Source organism: Stenotrophomonas maltophilia (genome assembly GCF_002799245.1).
Classification (GTDB): Bacteria; Pseudomonadota; Gammaproteobacteria; order Xanthomonadales; family Xanthomonadaceae; genus Stenotrophomonas; species Stenotrophomonas maltophilia_S.
In genome coordinates, this window is sequence record NZ_NEQV01000002.1 from 368,196 (window position 1) to 389,633 (window position 21,438).

Consider the following 21,438-nt stretch of genomic DNA (forward strand, 5'->3'; position numbering starts at 1 on the left):
AGTGCCGGTCGCTGGCCGGCACTGCGTTGAGCGGGTGGCCGGGGCATGCCGGCCAGTGGCCGCCACTACGACTCATCACGCCGCGCCCGGCTATCCTCCGCCCATCGCCCAGGGGAAGGACACCATGCCTGTTGCCATGACCACGCGTTGGCTGGCCATTGCCCGCCGTCATCCTTCGGCCTGGTTGCTGGGCGCGCAGCTGCTGGCGGTGCTGCTGTATCCCGCGCTGGACGACACCGCCGCGGGCCGCGCGGCGCTGGGCATGTTCGGCATGGCGGTACTCGGCCTGGCACTGTGGGTGGTGCAGCGCAGCCCGCTGGGCACCTGGCTGGCGCTGTTGCTGGCGATCCCTTCGGTGGTGTTCTCGTTGGCGGGCGCATTGCTCGACCGCTCCGCGCTGCTGACCACCGCGCAGTTGCTGGAGAGCCTGCTGTACTTCTATACGGCAGGCGCCCTGATCGCCTACATGCTCCAGGACCACAAGGTCACCCGCGACGAACTGTTTGCCGCTGGCGCGACATTCACCTTGCTCGCATGGGCATTCGCGTTCGCATTCGCTGTGTGCCAGCAGTGGTATCCGGGCAGTTTCCAGGGCACCGGCGATGGTGCGCAGCGCAGTTGGATGGAGTTGCTTTATCTCAGCTTCAGCTTGCTGTCTGGAGTTGGCTTGAGCGACGTCGTGCCACTGCATCCACAGGCACGCGCACTGGTCATGCTGGAGCAGTTTTCCGGCGTGATGTACGTAGCTTTGGTGGTTTCGCGGCTGGTCGGACTGACCATGTTGCGGCGCATGTGAAAATGAACGCCAGATAAAAATTTCGCGCCCAAGAGGGCGCGAATAGTGTCGCGAATTATGTGAATGCGTCGGCGAGAGAGAGCCTGATGTCGACCACGCGATAGGCGAGGTAACCGGCATAGGCTAGTATTCGCGCGCTCGATTGTTTTTGCGGTATGCGCCGATGCTTTGTGCGGAGTCTGGCTTTTCGCTGTTCCCAGGAAGGGACGGTATCGAAGGCAAACACTGCCCGGGACCTGTCTCTACTGTGTAGCAGAAAATGAACAGCAGCGAAATACAGCCACCCGTATCTGATCGGGCCGTATCTGATCGGATGCGGATAGGAGAGTGCACCGTCACTCTGTCCTCGCGCGAAGTCGAGGTCGTCGGTGCACGTCGCCCGCGCCGGCTGACGCCGAAGGCGCTGGGCGTGCTGCGCGTGCTGCTCCGGCAGCCGGGCCGCGTCGTCACCCGCGACGAGCTGTTCGCCGAGGTGTGGCCGGACACGCTGCCGACCAATGATGTGCTTACCCAGGCCGTCACCCAGCTGCGCAAGGCGTTCAGCAACGACGACGACAGCGGCCAGGCCTATATCGAAACCATCGCCAAGACCGGCTATCGGCTGCGCGTGCCGGTGCAGGTGCTGGACGATGTGGAGCCCTCGGCCGCAGTAGTGCCTGATGACGAAGCCGCGGATGTGCAACCGGTGTCCGCTGGCGCCGCCGTGCCACCGGCGCACGTGCAGCAGTCGCGCCGCCGCTGGCGCCATGTGCGCCGTCGCGTGCTGCTGGCGCTGGGCGTATTGATGCTGGCCACCTTGCTGGTGCTGGCCACGCTGCTGCTGCGCCGCCCACCTGCCGGCAGTTCACCGGTGGAGGCTGCCGTGGAAAACGGCACGCGGGTGATCGGCAGTCCGCAGCGTCCGTATCGGTTGATCACCGCGACCAGCGGCTTTGAAACCTATCCCACGCTGTCACCGGACGGTTCGCTGGTGGCTTATGAGGGCGCCAACGAAGATGGCAACGGCGGTGGCGCGATCAAGGTGCAGACCTCCGGCAACGCCCCGGCGCGCCAGCTGCTGGTGCCACCGGCCGGTGCCGTCGATCGATTCCCGAACTGGTCGCCGGATGGTCGTGAGATCGCCTTCGCACGGTTCTCCGCCGACGGTGGCTGCCAGGTGCTGATCGCCAGCGCTACTGGTGGCGCACTGCGCCAGGCCACCCGCTGCGATGGCACGGAGCTGCTCAGCTTCGACTGGACGCCTGATGGGCGTGGCCTGGTGTTCGGCAGCATGGTCGGGCGCTACGCCCACCGTGGCATCCGCGTGCTGGACCTGGCCAGTGGCGAGTGGCGCGCGCTGGCCTACAGCGTCGACCAGGATGACTTCGACTACGCACCGCGTTATTCGCCCGATGGACAGTGGCTGGTGTTCGTGCGCAACCCGCAGCTGGGCGATCTGTGGCGGGTGCCGGCCGCGGGCGGTACGCCCGAGCAGTTGACCAACGAAGCGGCAGAGCTGCGTGGCTGGGCCTGGCTGGACGATGGCCGCACCATCGTGTTCGGTCGCCGGGTCGACAGCGAGGCGCGGCTCTATTACCTGGACGTCGAACGGCACACGCTGCGCGACGCGGGCCTGGATGATGCGCAGTGGCCGGCCGTGTCGCGACGCGGTGGCATGCTGGCCTTCGTCCACCGGCGCGCGCAGTTCGGCGTGTTCAAGGTACCGATGCAGGGCAGTGGTACCCCCGAGCGCCTGTTTGCCTCCAGTGGCCGCGACGGACAACCGATGGCAGCGCCTGACGGCCGCCAGCTGGTGTTCACCTCGGATCGCTCCGGCAGCTTTGCCCTGTGGTGGGCGGACATGCAGCGGCCGGAATCGCTGCGCCCCATCGAAGGGCTGCGGCCCGAAGCACGGCAGGCGCCGGACTGGTCGGCCGATAGCCGCCAGTTGCTGGTTGTCGGCCGCGATGCGCATGGGCGCACGGTGGTGTACGAGATCGCGCCACGCGATGAACGCCTGCAACCCTTGCCGGTCCCGGCCGAACAGCCGCTGCAGGCGCTGTATGGCGCCTCGCCTGAGCAGCTGTTCGTGGTCGAGCGCGATGCCGACCAGCGCACCCGGTTGAGCCTGTTCGATCGCAGCGCCCAGCCCTGGCGCCGCTTGGCCAGCATCGATGGGGTGTCGCAGGCGCGTTTTGACCGAAGCAGTGGTCGCGTGTTGTTCACCCGCCTGGCGGCGGGGGGCCTGTGGTCGGCCGATGCCGAGTTGTCGTCGGCCAGCGTGCAGCAGATCAGCGATGACCGGCCCAGCCGCTGGCGATACCGGGCCTGGACCGTGGCCGGCAACAACGGCATCGGCTACCTCGGTACCTCGACCACGTGTGGCACCACCTTTGTGCGCATCCTGCCCGGCCGTGACGAGCCGGAACGCTGCCTGGACGCAGAACGGCTCAGCGCCGGCAACGGGCTCAGCGCCAGCGCTGACGGAGATGACCTGTTTGTAGCGATGGCGGTGAGCGATGGCGCTGATATCGGCGTGATGCGGTTGCCTGAACGACCGCCCGCGATGTTTCCGGCCTTCTCCAAGTTGTTGTTGTTCAAGGGAAATGGGCCTTCGTAATTTCTTCGTCGGGATCTCGTCGCGAATTCGTGGCGATCTCGTAGGATTTTCCTGACGCGGTGCCACCTGATTTGGCAAAACGGAGTCCTGTACTAGGCAAACCCGTGGTGCCCCCATGCGTCAACTCTCGCTGGCCGATCGCGGCCAAACCGTCTCCCTGGACCGCTCGCTCGACGACGTCGCGCCGACCTGCCTGGGCGTGGCCCGGCTGGGCAGCCTGCAGACCGCCGGTTCCAGCTTCACCGTCTGGATGCAGGTGCGTGGCAGTTCGTGGGTCGAGGCCAAGGAAGGGCGCTTCCGGCTGCGCCAGGGCGAGTGGATCGCCTTCGAGAAGGAATCGCGGCCGCTGGTGCAAGCTGGTCGCAACGGGCTGTGCGTCGGCCTGAACCTGAACGTCGAAGCGCTTCGCGTGCTGACCGAGATGGCCGACTGCGGGCTGTATGCCGGTCGTGGCCGCATGAACCGCAGTGACGCCCGCGTGGCGCTGCGCCTGTGGCGCGATGCGCTGGCCAGCGGCCAGCCGGCTCAGGCCCTGCGCCCGTTGTTGCTGCACCTCGCTGGCTTGCAGCGTGGCCTGGCCGACAACGTGCAGCGCTGCCCGGGCCGCTCGCGCAGCCGCAAGCGCCAGGTGTTCGGCCGCATGCAGCGCGCGCGCCTGTATCTGGAAGGCAACAGCCACCGCGTGGTGCGCATCGGTGAACTGGCCGAGCTGACCAACTTCTCCAGCTGGTACCTCTCCAAGACCTTCCAAAGCCTGTACGAGGAAAGCCCGCAGTCGCTTTCGGCACGGCTGCGCCTCGAACGCGCCGCCGACCTGCTGCGCGACACCGACATGATGGTGGGCGAGGTTGCCGCCGCCAGTGGCTTCGACAACTGCTGCAGCTTCGCGCGTGCGTTCCGCGCCCGCTACGGCCAGTCCGCATCACGCTTCAGGGAGAACGGCGGCTTGCTCCCGCCACAATCCGCAAAGTCTCCGGTTGGTTCGCGCAAATACAGCGCTGCAACGCAATCGTAACGTGCTGGGGTGTTTTAACACGCTGCTAACACGTACCTTGGAGAGATTGATGAACGTTCGTAATCCCGCAGTGCGGTTCGGCTTGCTGCCGGCCGGCATTGCGTTGGCGCTGGCGCCGGCCTTTGCTTCCGCCCAGGAAGCAAAGGGCACCACCGACCTGGACCGCATTTCGGTCACCGGCTCGCGCATCCGCGGCGCCTCGGTGGAGACCCAGCAGCCGATCCTGACGATGACCCGTGAATCCCTGGAAAAGCAGGGCTTCTCGAGCGTCGCCGACGTGCTGAACAACCTGACCTCGGCCGGCTCCCCGGCCATCTCGCGCTCGGAATCGCTGGCTTCGGGCGAGAACGTGGGCGGCTACTACGTCGACATCCGCAACCTGGGCGCCCAGCGCACCCTGGTGCTGATGAACGGCAAGCGCCTGGGCGCAACCACCGCCGGTTACCAGGATCTCAGCCAGATCCCGATGTCGGCCGTTGAGCGCATCGAAATCCTGAAGGACGGCGCGTCCTCGATCTACGGTTCCGACGCCATCGCCGGCGTGGTCAACGTGATCACCCGCAAGAACTTCGACGGCGGCGAAGCCAATGTCTACGTCGGCCAGTACGGCAAGGGCGACGGCGACACCGAAACCTATTCGATGACCCTCGGTGCCCGCGGCGAACGCGGCAGCCTGACCCTGTCGGCCGAGTACTCGAAGCAGGATCCGGTGTGGGCCAAGGACCGCTGGTACAGCCGTGACGGCTCGCTGGGTCCGAACTCGACCTCGGCCACCTGGAGCCCGATCAGCCAGAACGGCAGCTGGTGCAACCCGACCCAGGTCGATTGCAGCGACTCCAAGCAGGCTGTCTGGAAGACCCTGAACCCGGGCGGCAACCCGAAGAACCCGAATGACTACCACGTCATTACTGCAGACGAATTCGCCAACTCCAACGAGCAGATGACCCTGCTGACCGGTGTGAAGCGCAAGTCGGTCTACATCAACGGCACCTACGACTTCACCGATTCGATCAGCCTGAACACCGACGTGCTCTACAACGAGCGCCAGACGTTCCAGCAGATCGCCGGCTACCCGTTCCAGTCCGGCTCGTTCGGCACCCCGCTGGAGGGCTCGAGCGCCTTCAACCCGGTCGGCCAGGACGTCAACTTCCGCCGTCGCCTGTGGGAAGTGCCGCGTACCACTGACAGCCAGCTGAAGACCCTGCGCTTCGCGCCGACCCTGACCGGCTTCTTCGAGCTGGGCGGCAAGACCTTCGACTGGGATGTCGGCGCACTGTGGAACCGCAACGAGTCGATCAAGACCAACCGCGGTGACATGAGCCTGATCTCCGCAGCCCAGGCCCTGGGCCCGTCGTTCATCGATGCCGGTGGCGTTGCCCGCTGCGGCACCGCGGCCAAGCCGATCCTGGGCGACTGCCGCCCGTGGAACCCGCTGCTGCCGTACGGCGTTGATGGCCAGGGTTCGCTGGCGAACCAGGAACTGCAGGACTTCCTGTTCCCGACCTTCACCACCCGTGGCGTCACCAAGACCACCAGCTTCACCGCCAACCTGTCGGGCTCCATCGTGACCCTGCCGGCCGGCGACCTGGGCTTCGCCCTGGGTGTCGAGCACCGCAAGGAAGAAGGCAGCTATGTGCCGGACGCCTTCGCGCAGTCGGGCCAGTCCACCGGACTGGGCCAGAAGCCGACCCGCGGCCAGTACGATCTGAACGAGGTCTACCTCGAACTGAACGTGCCGCTGCTGGCCGACATGGCCTTCGCCAAGGAACTGACCCTGAACGTTGCCAGCCGTTACTCGGACTACAGCAACTTCGGTGGCACCACCAACAGCAAGTTCGGCCTGACCTGGCGTCCGCTGGATGAACTGCTGGTCCGTGGTACCTACGCCCAGGGCTTCCGTGCTCCGACCATCAGCGACCTGTACGGTGGCCTGAGCTCGAGCTTCGAGTCGTACATTGATCCGTGCGGCGTGAAGGCTCCGGGCAGCGTTGCCGGCAATGCCGCGTGCACCGCCGCTGGCGCTCCGGCCAACTACGTGCAGCTGGGCCAGGGCAACCTGCCGTGCTCGACCCTGCCGTGCCAGTCGGGTGACCAGTTCGTCTCGGGTGCCAACCCGAACCTGAAGCCGGAAACCTCCAAGAGCACCACCTTCGGCCTGGTGTGGAGCCCGCGTTGGGTGCAGGGCCTGGACCTGTCGCTGGATTGGTACAAGTACGAAATCAGCGACATGATCATCGCTGACAGCGTCGACCGCATCCTGCGTGACTGCTACGTGCTGGGCAACTCCGAGCGTTGCTCGAGCGTGACCCGTGCCGCCGACGGCCACGTCAGCGCGATCACCTACGGCACCGCCAACCTCGGCAAGATGAAGACCGAAGGTTACGACCTGGGCGTCAAGTACCGCCTGCCGGAACTGGCCATCGGTCAGTTCAGCATCGACTGGCAGACCAGCTACACCGCCAAGTACGACGAGCAGGGCCAGAACAGCGCGGGCGACAACATCATGATCGGCCGCGTCGGCGAGCCGGGCCTGTTCCGCGTGCGTTCGAACCTGGGTGTCAACTGGCAGTACGGCGATTTCGGTGTGAACTACACCGCGCGCTACTACTCGGGCATGAAGGAAAGCTGCATCTCGCTGGCTGATGGCTGGTGCGATGCTCCGAACCACATGGCCAATGGCGAGACCGATCCGCTGCGTCACACCGGTTCCAACACCTTCCACGACCTGCAGGTCAGCTGGAAGGCACCGTGGGATGCGACGATCGCCCTGGGCGCGAACAACGTGTTCGACCACAAGGGTCCGCTGCAGTACTCGGCTCCGAACTCGGCGTTCGCCTACTACGGCGGCTTCGACGTGGGTCGCTTCCTGTACATGAAGTACACCCAGCGCTTCTGATCCATCGAAGTGCGGTAGCAACAGAAGGAGGGCGGACCGAAAGGTCCGCCCTCTTTTTTTGTAGGGGAATTCCGGAAACTGTTGGAAGGTGAGCGCAGTCACGGTCCCGTCCTGTCGTATTCAACACAGTCAGGAAGTCCAATACCGGACGCCTGCATGTGGAGAGGAATATGAAGAACACGTTGCTGCGCCAGGCATCAGCCGCTGCACTGATCTATGCAACGCTGGTGGGCGCGGTGTTCGCGCAGGGCCTCGGGGTCTGCGGCGGTGGGCTCTACTGCGAAGAGTTCCGCCAGCAGTGCCTGGCCAGCGGCAAGTCACCGGTCATCTGCGAGTCGCAGTACCGGCGTTGCGTGCAGGACGCCTGCGGTACGCGCTGACGTGGAAAGGGCGCACCTTGCGGGTGCGCCCTCTGTCATCCGGAAATCGTGCAGCGCGTTCAGGCGTCGCTGGGCACCAGCCCCATCAGCGCATTGGCGTGTTCGCGCCATTGCGGCAGTTTGTTCAGCACACCTGCGCGCTGCAGGTAGTCCTCGTCCACCGGATCGCCATTGACCAGCGCCAGGGCCACGTGCACCGCGCCGGTCACCCAGAAGCTGCGGGTATTGGCGCGCTGCGGCTGCAGGTGGAATGCCACCGCTTCGATGATCGGCATCGGCAGGCCCCACAGGCCCAGCAGGTAGGCGCCGGCCTCGGCATGGCCGGGGCGGGTGTCAGCGGCCAGCGTGGGCTCGCTGCGTTCGTTGCGCACCCCCGGCAGCAGCAGGCCGATGTCGGCCAGCAGTGCGGCGGTCGCGCCCAGTTCGGCACTGGATTCGGGCAGCAGGCGTGCCGCCAGGCGCGAGGCGAGCAGTGCACGCTGCTGCAGCGAGTTGCGCTCGGCGGCCGACAGCGTCGGCGCGGAGAACACTTCGCTGGCCAGCACCAGGTCACGCAGCGTGGCCAGGCCCAGCCGGGTGACAGCGGTGCGCAGGTCGGCAATGGTGCGGCCCTGGCTGAAGAACGCCGAATTCGACAGCTGCAGCACCTTGGCTGCGATGGCCGGATCGGCGGCAACCAGCTTGGCCACATCGGCGCTGTCGGCATCGTCGTCGTGTTCCAGGGCCTGGGTCAGGCTCAGGTACAGGTGCGGCGGCGAGGGCAGTTTCTCGATACGGCCGATGGCATCGCGCAGGCGTGGGCTGTCCAGCACTTCGCGCAGTTCTTCCAGGCTGGTCAGCGCCTCCAGCAGCACTTCCGGTGCCAGTGGCAGCGGCAGGAAACGGTGGGCGACACCGATCAGGCGCGCCGGCGGCGGGCGGTTGCCATGCTGCGCATCGATCAGCGCGATGCGGATGGTCTCCGGGCGCAGTGTCCGGATCTGCCCCAGCAGCGTGGTGGCATTGAGATCGGGCAACTGCGGGCAGACGATCACCGCGTCCACGCCCTGTGTAGCCACCGCAGTCATCGCGGTCTGGCCATCGGTGGCGGTTAGCGGCTGCCAGTCTTCCCCAAGATCGGCAATGAATTCGGTCAGCTCAGCCGGCAGGCTGGCTGCATCCCCAACAAGCAGAATACGCACGACACATTCCCCTGGCTGTCTCGACGATGGATGTCGATGACGTGTGAAGTGACGCAATTTACCTAATACGGCAGCAAGAGTGATGTGCCGTCATCATGAAACGTGACCCGCATCGCTCCGGCAGGGTGCCGCCGGAGCGATCCGGTTCAGGCTCAGGCCTTGCTGTCGAGATGGCGCTGGTGCGCCTCGATCAGGATCTGCTTGGCCTCAGCGGCGCCGCCCCAACCGTCCAGCTTGACCCACTTGCCCTTCTCCAGGTCCTTGTAGTGCTCGAAGAAGTGGCCGATGCGCTCCAGCCAGTGGCTCGAGACCTGGGCGATGTCCTCGACGTGGGCGTAGCCACTGAAGATCTTCGAGACCGGCACGGCCAGGATCTTCTCGTCGCTGCCTGCCTCATCGCTCATCTTCAGCACGCCGACCGGACGGCAGCGCACCACCGAGCCCGGCACCAGCGGCAGCGGCAGGACCACCAGCACGTCGGCCGGATCGCCATCGCCACACAGGGTGCTCGGCACGTAGCCGTAGTTGCACGGGTAGCGCATCGGCGTGGACAGGATGCGGTCGACGAAGATCGCGCCGGTTTCCTTGTCCACTTCGTACTTCACCGGCTCCGAGTCCTTCGGGATCTCGATGATGACGTTGATTTCTTCCGGCGGGTTCTTGCCGGGCGAGACGAGTTCCAGACCCATGGTGTGCTCCAGGTGGGGGATGTAGACGGATAGCTCACCATTTTATGCCTTTGCCGGGCGCTGTGCAGGGGCGCAGCGCCGACCGGCCGTCGCGGTGGCGGACCACCCGTCGGCGCGGGGTATCCCGATGGGGACATCGGGCGCCACGGCGCAGGCTGCAGACTCATCCCCGAGGAGTCCTGTCATGTCCTGGAAAACCTGGTGCTGTGGCGCCATCGCGCTGTCTGCCTCGCTGCCGTGCCTGGCGCGCGGCCCGCATGTGGACCTGATCGACTACCCCCGCCCGGAGGCGAACTGGGACCGCGCCTTCGAGCTGGAAGCGGCCCTGGCCGGTGAGTTCAGCGCGCTGTGCGCCGATACCCTCTGCGAGGGCGACTATTCCAACTACCGCGTGATGCAGTTCCGTTGCGCCGTACTGGCCCACCGCGGCACCGTGCAGCGCTGCGTCTGGGTGGTGGCGGCCAGCGAACTGGCAGTGCAGCCCGAGAACGGCCAGGTGCAGGCCGACAACGGGCGATGGGCCTGCCGGGTGGAGCTGCAGCCGGGCGTGCCGGTCGAAGTGTTCCATGCCGCACTGGAGGCACCCGGTGGCCTGGCCGCGCCGTTGCCCGGCCTCGACCACGGGCTGTTCGAGGTGCTGCCGGCCTGCCTGCAGACGCAGGGGGGGATGGGCTGATGCCGATTTTCCCGCGATCAATGCTGCTCGGCGTGCTGCTGGCCGGTAGCGCACAGGGAGGGCCTGCGTTCGTGGATGCCCGCGACTATCCCGCCCCCGGTATGGGCCATGAGCGCTTCCTGGCCGCCGAACGCACGCTGGTGGCGGGGTTCGACGACGTCTGTGGCGATACCTTCTGCGAGGGGCAGTACTACAACCTGCAGGCGATGCGCCTGCGCTGTTCGGTGCGGCCGGCTACCGGTGAGGTGGGCAGTTGTGTCTGGACCTTTGCCGGCAGTGAGACGGGGGTGCGCACCAGCGGTCGGATCGACGTCGATCTGGGGAGTTATGCCTGCGAGCTGCCGCTGGCGGCCGGAACGCCTCTGCGCCAATTGCTGGAGGTGTGGGAGACGGCCGGTTCCGGGCATGACGCTCTGCACGCGCCGCTGCCGGGCACCACGGGCAACACGTATGACGCGCTGGTCGACTGCCTGTGATACTCCGATTAGAAATGCAAACGTGACTGATTCGCATTAACGGAGTAGCATGCGCGGCGCCCTCCGTCTGTCGTACCGGCTCCGCGCATGTCCTCCAATGCCGCCACCCTCACCGAACTGCTGATCCGCGAGCGGCCAGCGCTGCTGCGTCGCGTGCAACGGATACTGGGCGGTGACAACGGCGCCGAAGACGTGATCCAGGCGGTCTGGTTCAAGGCCCGTGGGGTCGATGACAGCCAGGCCATCGACAACCCGCGCGCCTATCTGTATCGGCTGGCCGCCAACCTGGCCACCGACCATGGCCGCGAATCAACCCGCCGCAACCGGCTGCTGGCCGACCACTACCTGTGGGGTCCGGACGAGGTGATCTCCACCGAGGAGCAGGCCATGGCGCAGGACGAACTGCAGCGCGTGCTCGACGCGGCGGGACACCTGCCCGAGCCGACCCGCACCATCTTCCGGCTCAACCGCCTCCAGGGCCTGACCCAGGCCGAGATCGCGCGTCGCCTCGGGGTGTCGGTGACCACGGTGGAGAATCACGTACGCACCGCGCTGCAGCGCCTGGCCTGGGCGCGCAGCGGGCGATGATCGCGCCGGCTTGGGGCTGGCCTTCGCGCAAACGTCTTGATCACTGGACCGTGGATGCGGTCTAGTTCCCCCGCCCGCGCTTGAATGCGCCTGTCCGCCAGCCGATGAGCCCGCCGAACATGCTGCCCGCCGCCAATGACGATGCCCTGGCCGAACAGGCCCGGGGCTGGATCGCGTGGCTGGCCTCGGGCGACATCAGCGATGCGCGCATGCAGGAGTTCGAGTGCTGGCTGCAACAGCCGGGGCATCGCCGGGCCTTTGAACACGAGCGCGCGCTGTGGCGCAGCATCGGGCCACGCGTGCCGGCCACGCCCGTGGATCGTCGACGCCCGCGCCGGCTGCGTTGGGCGATGGCCGCAGCGGCAATGCTGGCGATGCTGGTGGCATGGCCGGAGGCGTGGCTGCGGCTGACCTCCGACCATCGCAGCACGCATCAGGTGCAGAACGTGCTGCTGCCTGATGGCAGCCGTGCGGTGCTGGACGCCGACAGTGCGATTGCCGTGCGCTTCAATGCGAACGCCCGCGAGGTCGAGCTGCTGCGCGGGCGCGCCTGGTTCGACGTCAGCCCGGATGTACAGCGGCGTTTCAGCGTGCGCGCCGGCAATGGCCTGGTCGAGGACATCTCGACCGCGTTCACCGTTGCGCGTGGCGACGACCGGGTGGAAACCCAGGTCGGGCAGGGCAGGGTGCGTGTGGCCAGCCCGGCTGACGGTGGCTGGACCTACCTGCAGCAGGGGCAGCGTGCCGTCTACGGGGAACATGGCGGAGTCACGCGACTGGCTGACGTGACCGCCGACAGCGTCGGTGCCTGGCGGCAGGGCGAGCTGCTGCTGGAGCAGGCTGGCGTGGCCGATGCGGTGCAGTGGGTCGGGCGCTATCGCGCGGGGCCGACCTTCGTGCGCGGTGATCTGTCGCGGTTGCCAGCGGTCAGTGCGGCGTTGCGCATCGACCGCCCGGAACAGGCGCTGGATGCGCTGGCCGCGACGGCCGGATTGCAGGTCACGCGCCTGCCGTTCGGTGTCGCGATCGTCCACCTTTAGAGCCAAGGCATTTCCCGTGTGCCGACCAACGGTCGGCACCCACCGCTGCAACCGGCCGACCAACGGTCGGCACCTGCCGCTGCAACCGGCCGACCAACGGTCGGCACCCACCGCTGCAACCGGCCGACCAACGGTCGGCACCTGCCGCTGCAACTGGCCGACCAACGGTCGGCACCCACCGCTGCAACCGGCCGACCTGCCGTGGGTACCTGCCGCGACTGCAAGTTCCCTTGGGGTTACCGAGCGCCCAGCCGTCTTACCCGGCGAACGTACCCGCCGCCGCCACGTACGTCGTCGTGTCCGCCCGTGTTGCGGATGACGCCGCGTTCGCGGCACCGATTACCTGACAGGTTCCTCCATGTTCGACTCCCACCGCTCGGGCCGCGTGCTGCGCCCGTCCCGCCTGTGCATCGCGTTGCTCGCCGCCGGCCTGGCCAGCACGGCGCCGTCCGTACTGGCGCAGAGCGCCAGCAGCGACCACGCGGCCGTACAGCGCTTCGATATTCCCGCACAACCGCTGGATGACGCACTGCGCAGCTACATGCGCCAGTCCGGCGTGCAGGTGGTGTACCCCGCATCGCTGGCACGTGGCGTAGCCTCTCGCGCGGTCAGCGGCAGCCTGTCGGCCAACGAGGCGTTGCAGCAGCTGCTGCTGGGCAGTGGCCTGGCGGTGCGCCGGGTCAGCGCCGACGCGGTCACCCTGGAAGCGGCGTCGCAGGTGCAGGCCGACAGCGGTGTGATCGTCACCGACACGCTGAGCGTGGCCGGCGACCGGGTCGACAGCGGCGCGACCAGCGATGAAGCGCGCCTGCTCGACAGCTACCGCAGCGTGGGTTCGACCACTACGCTCAACCGCACGCAGCTGGAGCGCTTCCGCGGAACCTCCACCGGTGACATCGTCAAGGGTGTGGCTGGCGTCACCGCCGGTGATCCACGCGTCGGCAACGGCTTCGACGTCAACATCCGAGGCATCCAGGGCCAGGGCCGCGTGCCGGTGATCATCGACGGTGGCCAGTCCAGCATGGATACCTACCGTGGCTATGCCGGCCAGTCGCAGCGCACCTACCTCGACCCTGACCTGATCTCCAGCCTGACCATCACCAAGGGCCCGAGCCTGCAGGCCAACGCCTCCGGCGGCATCGGCGGCGTGGTCGAAATGGAGACGCTGAAGATCGGTGACGTGCTGCGCGAGGGCCGCGACTTCGGCGTGCGCGTGCGCGGTGGCCTGGCCAATGGCAGTGCCAACAACCTGCCGTCCTACAGTGCCGCGCCGCGTACCGATCGCAGCGCCACCGGCAGCCAGTTCTTCAACGTGGCCGGCGCCGGGCACTGGGATCGCTTCGATCTGGTCGCTGCCTACGCCTACCGCGACAACGGCAACTACTTCTCGGGCAGGCACGGCTACGACGATTTCCCGCAGACCCGGCGCACGCTGGCGCCGCTGAATCCGCCGCGTACCGAGGTGTTCAACACGTCCTCGCGCTCGAAGTCGGCGCTGCTCAAGGGCACCTGGCGCATCGACGACGCACAGACGCTGGAGGCCGGCTACCGCCGCTATGAAGGCACCGCTGGCGAGATCATGGCCTCGCAGATCATCCGTGTTGATCGTGACCGCATTCCGCAGTGGGATCCGGGCCACGTCGACATGGACAGCTACAACCTGCGCTACCGCTTCAATCCGGACAGTGAGCTGGTCGATCTGCGCGTCAACGCTGCGTACACCGACACCGACAGCGTGATGTACAACAGCCTGACCGGCATCACGCCGTGGTACTTCGACCGCCGTACCGAGTGGTACGACGCGCCCAGCTTCAGTGGCGACCCCGGCTACAAGGATGCCTACCGCAATCCGCTGCGGCAGAAGCGCTTCGGCCTGGATGCCAGCAATACGTCGACGTTCGACACCGGTGCCGGTGTGTTCACGCTCGACTATGGCCTGTCCTACAGCGACGAGGACATCGCCCCGGGCAGCTCGGGCCCGATCATGCACGACGACCTGGTCAACAACCGCTTCCTGCGCAACGCCGAGCGCAAGGAATACAGCGCCGTGGCCTCGCTGAAATGGCAGCCCGACGAACACTGGGAACTGCTGGCCGGCGGCCGCTGGAACCGGGTGGATGTGCACGACCGCAACCGGCTGGCCACGCCCGATGCCTACGAGGTTCAGGGCCAGTACCGCTACACCGAGCTGCTCAACGGCAACCCGGCACTGCCTTCGTGGCGTGCCAAGCGCATCGCGCTGCTGAACTGGTATCCGGATGCCAATGGCAACTTCACCCAGGCCTCGCTGCTGGCCTCGCCGTACAAGAAGGGCACGGTGGGGGACATCGCGGGCTGGAACTTCTACGACGCCGGCAAGCCGCAGGACCTGGAGGTGCCGGTCAGCTGGAGCTGGTCGCAGCCGATCCGCCGCCGCGACAGCGCGTTCTCGCCGACCGCCAGCGTGGCCTACCGCTTCAGCGAAGACACCATGGTCTACGTGAAGTACGCCGAAGGCACCAAGCTGCCCAGCCTGTTCGAGACCACGCTGGGCCTGTTCACCGCCGCCAAGCCGGTCGGCGAACTGAAGCCCGAGCGCGCGCGCAGCTGGGAAATCGGCGCCAGCACCATCCGGTATGACCTGATCACTGCTGGCGATCGCCTGGCGTTGAAGCTGGCGTATTTCGATACCCGCATCGACGACCTGATCACCCGCGACTACCGCACGCTGTCGGCTGGCCTGATCCGCAACGTCGACCGGTTCAAGGTCTCGGGCATGGAGTTCCAGTCCAGCTATGACAGCGGCAAGGTGTTTGCCGATCTGTCCGCGCACTATTACTTCAAGGCCAAGACCTGCGCGCCGGACATCGCCGCCGAGCGGCGTGCCTACGGCGCCCAGCGCAGGAACGACGAGCTGGCCAACACGCCCGACTGCGTGGACGGCGGCTTCGAGGGCTCGTACACCAATACCCAGAACCCGCCGCGCTACATGGTCAACCTGACCCTGGGTTCGCGCCTGTTCGACGAGCGCCTGACCTTCGGCACCCGCGTGGTCCACAACGCTGGCCCGATCAGCAAGCTGGACAAGGACTGGAACGTGGGGCTGTCGGCGATCCAGCAGCTGTACCGGCCGAACACGCTGGTGGATCTGTTCGCCAGCTGGAGCTTCAACGACCAGTGGTCGGTGGAAGCCGGCGTGGACAACCTGACCGACCGCTACTACCTGGACCCGCTGGCCCTGGGGGTGATGCCGGCTCCGGGCCGAACCGCGCGGCTGGCGTTGACCTGGAAGTACTGATCGGAGGGGTCGGATCCCTTCCCTGCGGAAGGGCTCCGACCCCATCGGCTCCAGCCATCCACGCATGGCGTGGACCTGCTGTGCCTTGCAACCGCCCACGCCGGCCCATGCCCGGCGCCTGCTTACAGCCCGGTCGCCGCCTTCACCGCATCTTCGTGCAGCGACTCGTTCAGCTCGTCCACTACGGTGCTCCATGCCGCATCGGCCTGCAGCGATTCGGACAGGAACTGGCGCTGGGCATCGTTCCAGTAGGGTGCCTCCACCACTTCAACGTCGGTGGCCAGCTGATGCTCGCGGATGAAACGGGCGATGCCCTCGGCGCTGGCATCCAGGCCCAGCTGCAGGAACAGGTTGGTCATGCGCGGTTCGGTGGTGATCATCGTCGGCTCCGGTGGAAGAAGGGAATGGCCCATTATCGGCGCACATGGGCTTGGGGAAAGTCCCGCGGTGGACGTCTACAGCAGGACGACCCTCCTGGCATTCCCCCATGAACGCACACATCGCCCCTGAAGACAGCCGCAGCCTGCGCCTCAAGGCCGCCACCCGCGACAGTCACGGCGCCCTGGACAAGCGCATCATGGCCGGCGACATCTTCGCCGACCGCAGCAACTTCGCCCGTTTCCTGCGCGTGCAGTACCGCTTCCACCGCAGCATCGATGCGCTGTATGCCAACCCTGCACTGGACGCACTGCTGCCCGATCTCGGTGAGCGCCGCCGCCTGGCACAGGTCGGGCGCGATCTGCAGGACCTGGAGCAGACCCTGCCAGGCGCGGACATCACCGCGCTGCCCGCGGACCTGGCGTTGCCGGCGGCGTTGGGTTGGCTGTACGTGGCTGAAGGCTCCAACCTGGGCGGCACCGTGCTGTACAAGATGGCGGCCAAGCTCGGCCTGGATCGTGATTTCGGCGCTCGTCACCTGGCCGCGCATCCCGATGGCGCAGCGCGCCACTGGCGTGAGTTCACCGCCGCGCTGGACGCGGTGCCGCTGAGTGCGGAGCAGGAGCAGCAGGTGATCGACGCGGCCGACGCCGCGTTCCGCAGCGTGCACGGCCACGTCGAAGTGGAGTTCGCCTGATGCACGGCTCCCGCCTGCGGGCACAACGCTGATGCGCTGGCTCTGGTTCGTGCTGGGCTGGCTGATGGTCGGCCTCGGGGTGATCGGTGCGCTGCTGCCGGTCATGCCGACCACCATCTTCCTGATCCTGGCCGTGGGCTGCTTCGCGCGCAGCTCGCCGAAGTTCGAGCAGCGCCTGCTGGCGCATCCGCGCTATGGCCCGTCGCTGCGGTTATGGCGCGAACAGGGCGCGGTGTCACGCAAGGGCAAGGCGTTCGCCAGCGCCGGCATGGCGGTGGGCTTTGCCCTGTTCTGCTGGGGCGCGCACCCGTCGTGGCGCCTGTTGCTGGGCGTGGGCCTGTTCTTCGCGGTCAGCGCCGGCTATGTGCTCAGCCGTCCGGCACCGCGCATGGAGCCCACCGCACTGGTGGAAGTGGACGACGCCCAGGACCCGCGCACGGCTCGCCGTCGCGCGGGATCCCCCGAGACTGATGGAACCCGAGACGATGCTGCCTGCTGACCTGGCCCCTGCGGCCGCCCCCGCACTGACCCCGTGGGGCATGTACCTGGCCGCCGATGCGGTGGTGAAGGGGGTGATGATCATGCTCGCACTGGCGTCGCTGGCCACATGGACCGTGCTGCTGGCCAAGGGCTGGGAGCTGGCCCGTCAGGCGCGGCAGCTGCGCGCGGCACGCGCGTTGCTGTTGCAGGCGCCGAGCCTGCCCTCCGGAAGCGCCGATGCTGGCGTGCTGCAGGGCACTGCGCTGGCGATGCTGGATGCGGCCCACACCGAACTGCGCCTGTCGCAGGATCTGGACAGCCGCGACGGCATCAAGGAGCGCGTCGCCTCGCGCCTGGACCGCATCGAACTGGACACGGCGCGCGTGCAGCGGCGGGGTATCGGCGCGCTCGCCAGCATCGGCGCGGTGGCGCCGTTCGTCGGCCTGTTCGGAACGGTGTGGGGCATCATGAACAGTTTCATCGGCATCGCCCACAGCAACACCACCAACCTTGCGGTGGTTGCGCCCGGCATTGCCGAGGCCCTGCTGGCGACCGCGCTTGGCCTGGTCGCGGCGATTCCAGCGGTACTGGTCTACAACCACTTCAGCCGCGTGCTGGCCGGCCTGCGTGGGCTGCTCGGCGATCTGTCGGCGGCCGTGCAGCAGCTGGTCTCGCGTGATCTGGACCGCGCCGTTCCACGTACCGCAGCAGCGCCGCTGCGTGCGGTGCACTGAGGCACGACGATGGCGATCAGGACCGCGTCCGACCGCGACGATGCAGCGGAAGAAGCCCACGAAATCAATGTCACGCCTTTCATCGACGTGATGCTGGTGCTGCTGATCATCTTCATGGTGGCCGCGCCGTTGGCCACCGTGTCGGTGCCGGTGCAGCTGCCGGCCAGCAGCGCCAGCGCCACCCCGGCGGAACCGGCGCCGGTGTATGTGACCGTGCAGGCCGATCTGTCGCTGCGCGTCGGCGAGCAGGCGGTGGCACGTGATGGGCTGGCTGCTGCGTTGCAGGCGGCTACCCATGGTGACACCACCCAACGCCTGTTCCTGCGCGCCGATACCCGCGTGCCCTACGGCGAACTGATGGCGACGCTGGATGCGCTGCGCGCCGCGGGCTATCTGAAGGTGGCACTGGTCGGCCTGGAGCAGGGTGCACGATGAGTGGGCTGCGACGCTGGGCGACCAGCCTGGCAATCGTGCTGCTGGTGCATGCGCTGTTGATCGGCGCGGCCTGCTGGTGGGCAGCGCGCGCGCCCGTGCAGGCTGCAATGGCACCCCCCGCGGCACTGATGCTGGAACTGGCGCCGATGGCGCAGGCACCGCCAGCGCCGCCACGCGACGTCGCCACCGGGCCGCTGCAGCAACAACAGCAGCGGCAGGCGCCGAAGCCGGCCCTGCGTGAGCAACCCAGGGCGCCGGTGCAATCACAAGGTGAGCTGCCGCCGCCGCGTACGCCGGAGCCGACGCCCGCGCCGGACACCGCCGACGCCGACGTCGCGCAGACCAGCGCTCCGCCGCAGGTAGCCGCCGATGCAGCTGCACGCTATGCCGCACCGCAGACCACGGCGGGTGAACGCTCGCGTGCCGAAGCAAGCTGGGAAGGGCGCCTGCTCGGGCACCTGCAGAAGCACCGGCGCTACCCGCGCCAGGCCGAGCGGCTGCGCCAGCAGGGTGTGGTCTACGTTCGCTTCGCCGTGGCCCGCGATGGCGCGGTCTCGGCGTTGAAACTGGGCCGCAGCAGCGGCTACGAGCTGCTCGACCAGGAGACCCTGGACACCGTGCAGCGGGCCAGCCCGGTGCCGGCGCCGCCGGCCGAAGTGGCCGGCGACCCGGTGGAGGTGATGGTGCCGGTGTCGTTCTTCCTGCGCGGGCGTTGACGTTGTAGAGCCGAGCCTATGCTCGGCTGCTCTCCGATCCCGTGGGCCCGTCAAGCCGAGCATGGGCTCGGCTCTACAGAAAGCCCTTGCAGCAAGGGCACCAGCAGCAGCGCCACGATGTTGATGATCTTGAATGGTGCCGGTGTCGTTCCTGCGCGGGCGTTGACCACGGCGGGGTCGGATCCCTTTCCGCAGGAAAGGGATCTGACCCCATTGGAGCCGCCATCCACGCGTGGCGTGGACCTACAGCAACGGCACCAGCAGCAGCGCCACGATGTTGATGATCTTGATCAGCGGATTGATCGCGGGGCCAGCGGTGTCCTTGTACGGGTCACCGACGGTATCGCCGGTCACCGCGGCCTTGTGCGCTTCGCTGCCCTTGCCACCGAAGTGGCCGTCCTCGATGTACTTCTTCGCGTTGTCCCAGGCGCCGCCGCCGGTGGTCATCGAAATGGCCACGAACAGGCCGGTGACGATCGTGCCGATCAGCAGGCCGCCGAGTGCACGTGGCCCCAGCAGCAGGCCGACCACCACCGGCACCGCCACCGGCAGCAGTGACGGCACGATCATTTCGCGGATGGCCGAGCGGGTCAGCATGTCCACCGCCTTGTCGTACTGCGGCTTGCCGGTACCCTGCATGATGCCGGGAATCTCGCGGAACTGGCGTCGCACCTCTTCCACCACCGCACCCGCCGCGCGACCGACCGCTTCCATCGCCATCGCACCGAACAGGTAGGGAATCAGGCCGCCGATCAGCAGGCCGATGATCACCGTGTGGTCGCTGAGGTCGAAGCGGAACTCCTGGCCGGGATGGGCCGCCTGCAGGTTGTGGGTGTAGTCGGCGAACAGCACCAGTGCCGCCAGCGCCGCCGATCCGATCGCATAGCCCTTGGTCACCGCCTTGGTGGTGTTGCCCACCGCATCCAGCGGATCGGTGATGTCGCGGATTTCCGAAGGCAGCTCGGCCATTTCGGCGATGCCACCGGCGTTGTCGGTGATCGGTCCGTAGGCATCGAGGGCAACGATCATGCCGGCCATCGACAGCATTGCCGTGGCGGCGATGGCGATGCCGTACAGGCCACCCAGCGCGAACGCGCCCCAGATCGCCGCACACACCGCCACCACCGGCAGCGCGGTGGACTTCATCGAGATGCCGAGGCCGGCGATGATGTTGGTGCCGTGGCCGGTGGTCGACGCCTGCGCCACATGTTGCACCGGCTTGTACTGGGTGCCGGTGTAGTACTCGGTGATCCACACGATCAGGCCGGTCAGGACCAGGCCGATCAGCGCACAGCCATACAGCGCCATCGGTCCATGCACGTTGTCGGACATCAGCCCGGTGGTGATCGGGTAGAACGCAATCGCGGCCAGCACGCCGGAGACGATCACGCCCTTGTACAGCGCGCCCATGATCGAGCCGCCAGGCTTTACCTTGACGAACAGCGCACCGATGATCGAGGCGATGATCGATACGCCACCCAGCACCAGCGGATACAGCACCGCATTGGCGCCCGCCTCGGCCAGCATCAGGCTGCCCAGCAGCATGGTGGCGATGACGGTCACCGCGTAGGTCTCGAACAGGTCGGCGGCCATGCCGGCGCAGTCGCCGACGTTGTCTCCGACGTTGTCGGCGATCACCGCCGGGTTGCGCGGGTCGTCCTCGGGAATGCCGGCTTCGACCTTGCCTACCAGATCGGCACCGACGTCGGCACCCTTGGTGAAGATGCCACCGCCCAGGCGGGCGAAGATCGAGATCAGCGAGGAACCGAAGGCCAGCCCGACCAGGGCGTGCAGCGCCTGTTCCATCGGCAGGCCCATCCGCAGCAGCAGTGCGTAGTAGCCGGCCACGCCCAGCAGGCCCAGCCCGACCACCAGCATGCCGGTGATCGCGCCGCCGCGGAAGGCAACGTCCATCGCCGCGCTGATGCCGTGGCGCGCCGCCTCCGCCGTGCGCACGTTGGCGCGCACCGAGACGTTCATGCCGATGTAGCCGGCGGCGCCGGACAGCACCGCGCCGACCGCAAACCCGATCGCGGTGTACCAGCTGAGGAAGATGCCCACCAGCACGAACAACACCACACCGGCAATGCCGATGGTCAGGTACTGGCGGTTGAGGTAGGCGCGCGCACCTTCCTGGATCGCGGTGGCGATCGCGATCATGCGTTCATTGCCGGTGGGTTGGCGCAGGATCCAGCGCGCCGAGACGATTCCGAACAGGATCGCGAGAATGGCGCAGCCCAGCGCCAGTGACAGCCCGTGACGTTCCAGCATTAGACCCCTCCGCAGAATGGATGTAGGCATCCAGTGGCGATGAACGGCACCACGAGGGGGACGACGGGCTGCAGCCTGGAACCAACCCGTACCGACCTTGGTGGTCGTCCGACG

19 protein-coding genes are annotated in these 21,438 nt (G+C 67.2%); 15 read left to right on the top strand and 4 right to left on the bottom strand.

Annotated elements, in window-relative coordinates; all coding sequences use genetic code 11:
* The first annotated feature begins 124 nt into the window (after positions 1-124).
* From B9Y64_RS07590 to B9Y64_RS07610, 5 genes are all read left to right on the top strand, one after another.
* The gene (locus B9Y64_RS07590) at positions 125-796 is read left to right on the top strand and encodes an ion channel (RefSeq protein WP_100440182.1); all 672 of its coding nucleotides are present in this window, start codon (positions 125-127) and stop codon (positions 794-796) included.
* 259 nt (positions 797-1,055) lie between these two features.
* A complete protein-coding gene (locus B9Y64_RS07595; protein ID WP_100440183.1) occupies positions 1,056-3,395 on the top strand; it encodes a winged helix-turn-helix domain-containing protein in 2,340 nt (779 codons plus the stop codon).
* Positions 3,396-3,510: 115 nt separating this feature from the next.
* A complete protein-coding gene (locus B9Y64_RS07600; RefSeq protein WP_049446610.1) occupies positions 3,511-4,410 on the top strand; it encodes a helix-turn-helix transcriptional regulator in 900 nt (299 codons plus the stop codon).
* Positions 4,411-4,459: 49 nt separating this feature from the next.
* The gene (locus B9Y64_RS07605; protein WP_100440184.1) at positions 4,460-7,306 is read left to right on the top strand and encodes a TonB-dependent receptor; all 2,847 of its coding nucleotides are present in this window, start codon (positions 4,460-4,462) and stop codon (positions 7,304-7,306) included.
* 170 nt (positions 7,307-7,476) lie between these two features.
* Positions 7,477-7,686, top strand: coding sequence for a hypothetical protein (locus B9Y64_RS07610; protein ID WP_014648325.1), 210 nt, complete (start codon positions 7,477-7,479; stop codon positions 7,684-7,686).
* Positions 7,687-7,745: 59 nt separating this feature from the next.
* Here the strand turns inward: B9Y64_RS07610 and B9Y64_RS07615 are convergent, their stop codons facing one another.
* A complete protein-coding gene (locus tag B9Y64_RS07615; protein ID WP_100440185.1) occupies positions 7,746-8,867 on the bottom strand; it encodes an HDOD domain-containing protein in 1,122 nt (373 codons plus the stop codon).
* A gap of 152 nt (positions 8,868-9,019) precedes the next feature.
* A complete protein-coding gene (ppa, locus tag B9Y64_RS07620) occupies positions 9,020-9,556 on the bottom strand; it encodes an inorganic diphosphatase (protein WP_005410935.1) in 537 nt (178 codons plus the stop codon).
* A gap of 184 nt (positions 9,557-9,740) precedes the next feature.
* Here ppa and B9Y64_RS07625 point away from each other — a divergent pair, with 184 nt between their 5' ends.
* From B9Y64_RS07625 to B9Y64_RS07645, 5 genes are all read left to right on the top strand, one after another.
* Positions 9,741-10,232, top strand: a complete 492-nt coding sequence (locus tag B9Y64_RS07625; RefSeq protein WP_100440186.1) for a hypothetical protein — start codon at positions 9,741-9,743, stop codon at positions 10,230-10,232.
* Positions 10,232-10,708 carry a hypothetical protein gene (locus tag B9Y64_RS07630; protein ID WP_100440187.1) on the top strand — a complete coding sequence of 159 codons (477 nt, stop codon included), beginning with the start codon at positions 10,232-10,234 and terminating at the stop codon, positions 10,706-10,708. Before B9Y64_RS07625 ends, B9Y64_RS07630 begins: the two co-directional genes overlap by 1 nt.
* A gap of 87 nt (positions 10,709-10,795) precedes the next feature.
* Positions 10,796-11,296 carry an RNA polymerase sigma factor gene (locus B9Y64_RS07635; RefSeq protein WP_100440188.1) on the top strand — a complete coding sequence of 167 codons (501 nt, stop codon included), beginning with the start codon at positions 10,796-10,798 and terminating at the stop codon, positions 11,294-11,296.
* A 104-nt stretch (positions 11,297-11,400) separates the two neighbouring features.
* The gene (locus tag B9Y64_RS07640; RefSeq protein ID WP_100440189.1) at positions 11,401-12,336 is read left to right on the top strand and encodes a FecR family protein; all 936 of its coding nucleotides are present in this window, start codon (positions 11,401-11,403) and stop codon (positions 12,334-12,336) included.
* Positions 12,337-12,694: 358 nt separating this feature from the next.
* A complete protein-coding gene (locus B9Y64_RS07645; protein ID WP_100440190.1) occupies positions 12,695-15,613 on the top strand; it encodes a TonB-dependent receptor domain-containing protein in 2,919 nt (972 codons plus the stop codon).
* Between the two features lie 122 nt (positions 15,614-15,735).
* Here B9Y64_RS07645 and B9Y64_RS07650 read toward each other — a convergent pair whose 3' ends face one another.
* Positions 15,736-15,993, bottom strand: a complete 258-nt coding sequence (locus B9Y64_RS07650) for a DUF2789 domain-containing protein (RefSeq protein ID WP_010483993.1) — start codon at positions 15,991-15,993, stop codon at positions 15,736-15,738.
* A gap of 107 nt (positions 15,994-16,100) precedes the next feature.
* On the opposite strand from B9Y64_RS07650, the gene B9Y64_RS07655 reads away from it, so the two are divergent.
* From B9Y64_RS07655 to B9Y64_RS07675, 5 genes are read left to right on the top strand one after another with little or no spacing between them, the layout of a single operon-like run.
* Positions 16,101-16,688, top strand: a complete 588-nt coding sequence (locus tag B9Y64_RS07655; protein WP_100440191.1) for a biliverdin-producing heme oxygenase — start codon at positions 16,101-16,103, stop codon at positions 16,686-16,688.
* Positions 16,689-16,719: 31 nt separating this feature from the next.
* Complete coding sequence (locus B9Y64_RS07660; protein WP_100440192.1) at positions 16,720-17,187, top strand: YbaN family protein; 468 nt, start codon at positions 16,720-16,722, stop codon at positions 17,185-17,187.
* The gene (gene exbB, locus B9Y64_RS07665) at positions 17,174-17,902 is read left to right on the top strand and encodes a tonB-system energizer ExbB (RefSeq protein WP_100440193.1); all 729 of its coding nucleotides are present in this window, start codon (positions 17,174-17,176) and stop codon (positions 17,900-17,902) included. Before B9Y64_RS07660 ends, exbB begins: the two co-directional genes overlap by 14 nt.
* A 9-nt stretch (positions 17,903-17,911) precedes the next feature.
* A complete protein-coding gene (gene exbD, locus B9Y64_RS07670; RefSeq protein ID WP_100440194.1) occupies positions 17,912-18,337 on the top strand; it encodes a TonB system transport protein ExbD in 426 nt (141 codons plus the stop codon).
* Entirely contained in the window at positions 18,334-19,053 is a 720-nt protein-coding gene (locus B9Y64_RS07675) for an energy transducer TonB (protein ID WP_100440195.1), read from the top strand. The genes exbD and B9Y64_RS07675 overlap by 4 nt, the downstream gene beginning before the upstream one ends.
* Before the next feature lie 243 nt (positions 19,054-19,296).
* On the opposite strand, the gene B9Y64_RS07680 is transcribed toward B9Y64_RS07675, so the two are convergent.
* The gene (locus tag B9Y64_RS07680; protein WP_100440196.1) at positions 19,297-21,324 is read right to left on the bottom strand and encodes a sodium-translocating pyrophosphatase; all 2,028 of its coding nucleotides are present in this window, start codon (positions 21,322-21,324) and stop codon (positions 19,297-19,299) included.
* Between the last annotated feature and the right edge of the window lie 114 nt (positions 21,325-21,438).

Bases quoted from the DNA above. Each gene is read 5' to 3' on its own strand.
- B9Y64_RS07590 (WP_100440182.1), top strand. From the start codon at position 125: ATGCCTGTTGCCATGACCACGCGTTGGCTGGCCATTGCCCGCCGTCAT.
- B9Y64_RS07595 (WP_100440183.1), top strand. From the start codon at position 1,056: ATGAACAGCAGCGAAATACAGCCACCCGTATCTGATCGGGCCGTATCT.
- B9Y64_RS07600 (WP_049446610.1), top strand. From the start codon at position 3,511: ATGCGTCAACTCTCGCTGGCCGATCGCGGCCAAACCGTCTCCCTGGAC.
- B9Y64_RS07605 (WP_100440184.1), top strand. From the start codon at position 4,460: ATGAACGTTCGTAATCCCGCAGTGCGGTTCGGCTTGCTGCCGGCCGGC.
- B9Y64_RS07610 (WP_014648325.1), top strand. From the start codon at position 7,477: ATGAAGAACACGTTGCTGCGCCAGGCATCAGCCGCTGCACTGATCTAT.
- ppa (WP_005410935.1), bottom strand. From the start codon at position 9,556: ATGGGTCTGGAACTCGTCTCGCCCGGCAAGAACCCGCCGGAAGAAATC.
- B9Y64_RS07625 (WP_100440186.1), top strand. From the start codon at position 9,741: ATGTCCTGGAAAACCTGGTGCTGTGGCGCCATCGCGCTGTCTGCCTCG.
- B9Y64_RS07630 (WP_100440187.1), top strand. From the start codon at position 10,232: ATGCCGATTTTCCCGCGATCAATGCTGCTCGGCGTGCTGCTGGCCGGT.
- B9Y64_RS07635 (WP_100440188.1), top strand. From the start codon at position 10,796: ATGTCCTCCAATGCCGCCACCCTCACCGAACTGCTGATCCGCGAGCGG.
- B9Y64_RS07640 (WP_100440189.1), top strand. From the start codon at position 11,401: ATGAGCCCGCCGAACATGCTGCCCGCCGCCAATGACGATGCCCTGGCC.
- B9Y64_RS07645 (WP_100440190.1), top strand. From the start codon at position 12,695: ATGTTCGACTCCCACCGCTCGGGCCGCGTGCTGCGCCCGTCCCGCCTG.
- B9Y64_RS07650 (WP_010483993.1), bottom strand. From the start codon at position 15,993: ATGATCACCACCGAACCGCGCATGACCAACCTGTTCCTGCAGCTGGGC.
- B9Y64_RS07655 (WP_100440191.1), top strand. From the start codon at position 16,101: ATGAACGCACACATCGCCCCTGAAGACAGCCGCAGCCTGCGCCTCAAG.
- B9Y64_RS07660 (WP_100440192.1), top strand. From the start codon at position 16,720: ATGCGCTGGCTCTGGTTCGTGCTGGGCTGGCTGATGGTCGGCCTCGGG.
- exbB (WP_100440193.1), top strand. From the start codon at position 17,174: ATGCTGCCTGCTGACCTGGCCCCTGCGGCCGCCCCCGCACTGACCCCG.
- exbD (WP_100440194.1), top strand. From the start codon at position 17,912: ATGGCGATCAGGACCGCGTCCGACCGCGACGATGCAGCGGAAGAAGCC.
- B9Y64_RS07675 (WP_100440195.1), top strand. From the start codon at position 18,334: ATGAGTGGGCTGCGACGCTGGGCGACCAGCCTGGCAATCGTGCTGCTG.
- B9Y64_RS07680 (WP_100440196.1), bottom strand. From the start codon at position 21,324: ATGCTGGAACGTCACGGGCTGTCACTGGCGCTGGGCTGCGCCATTCTC.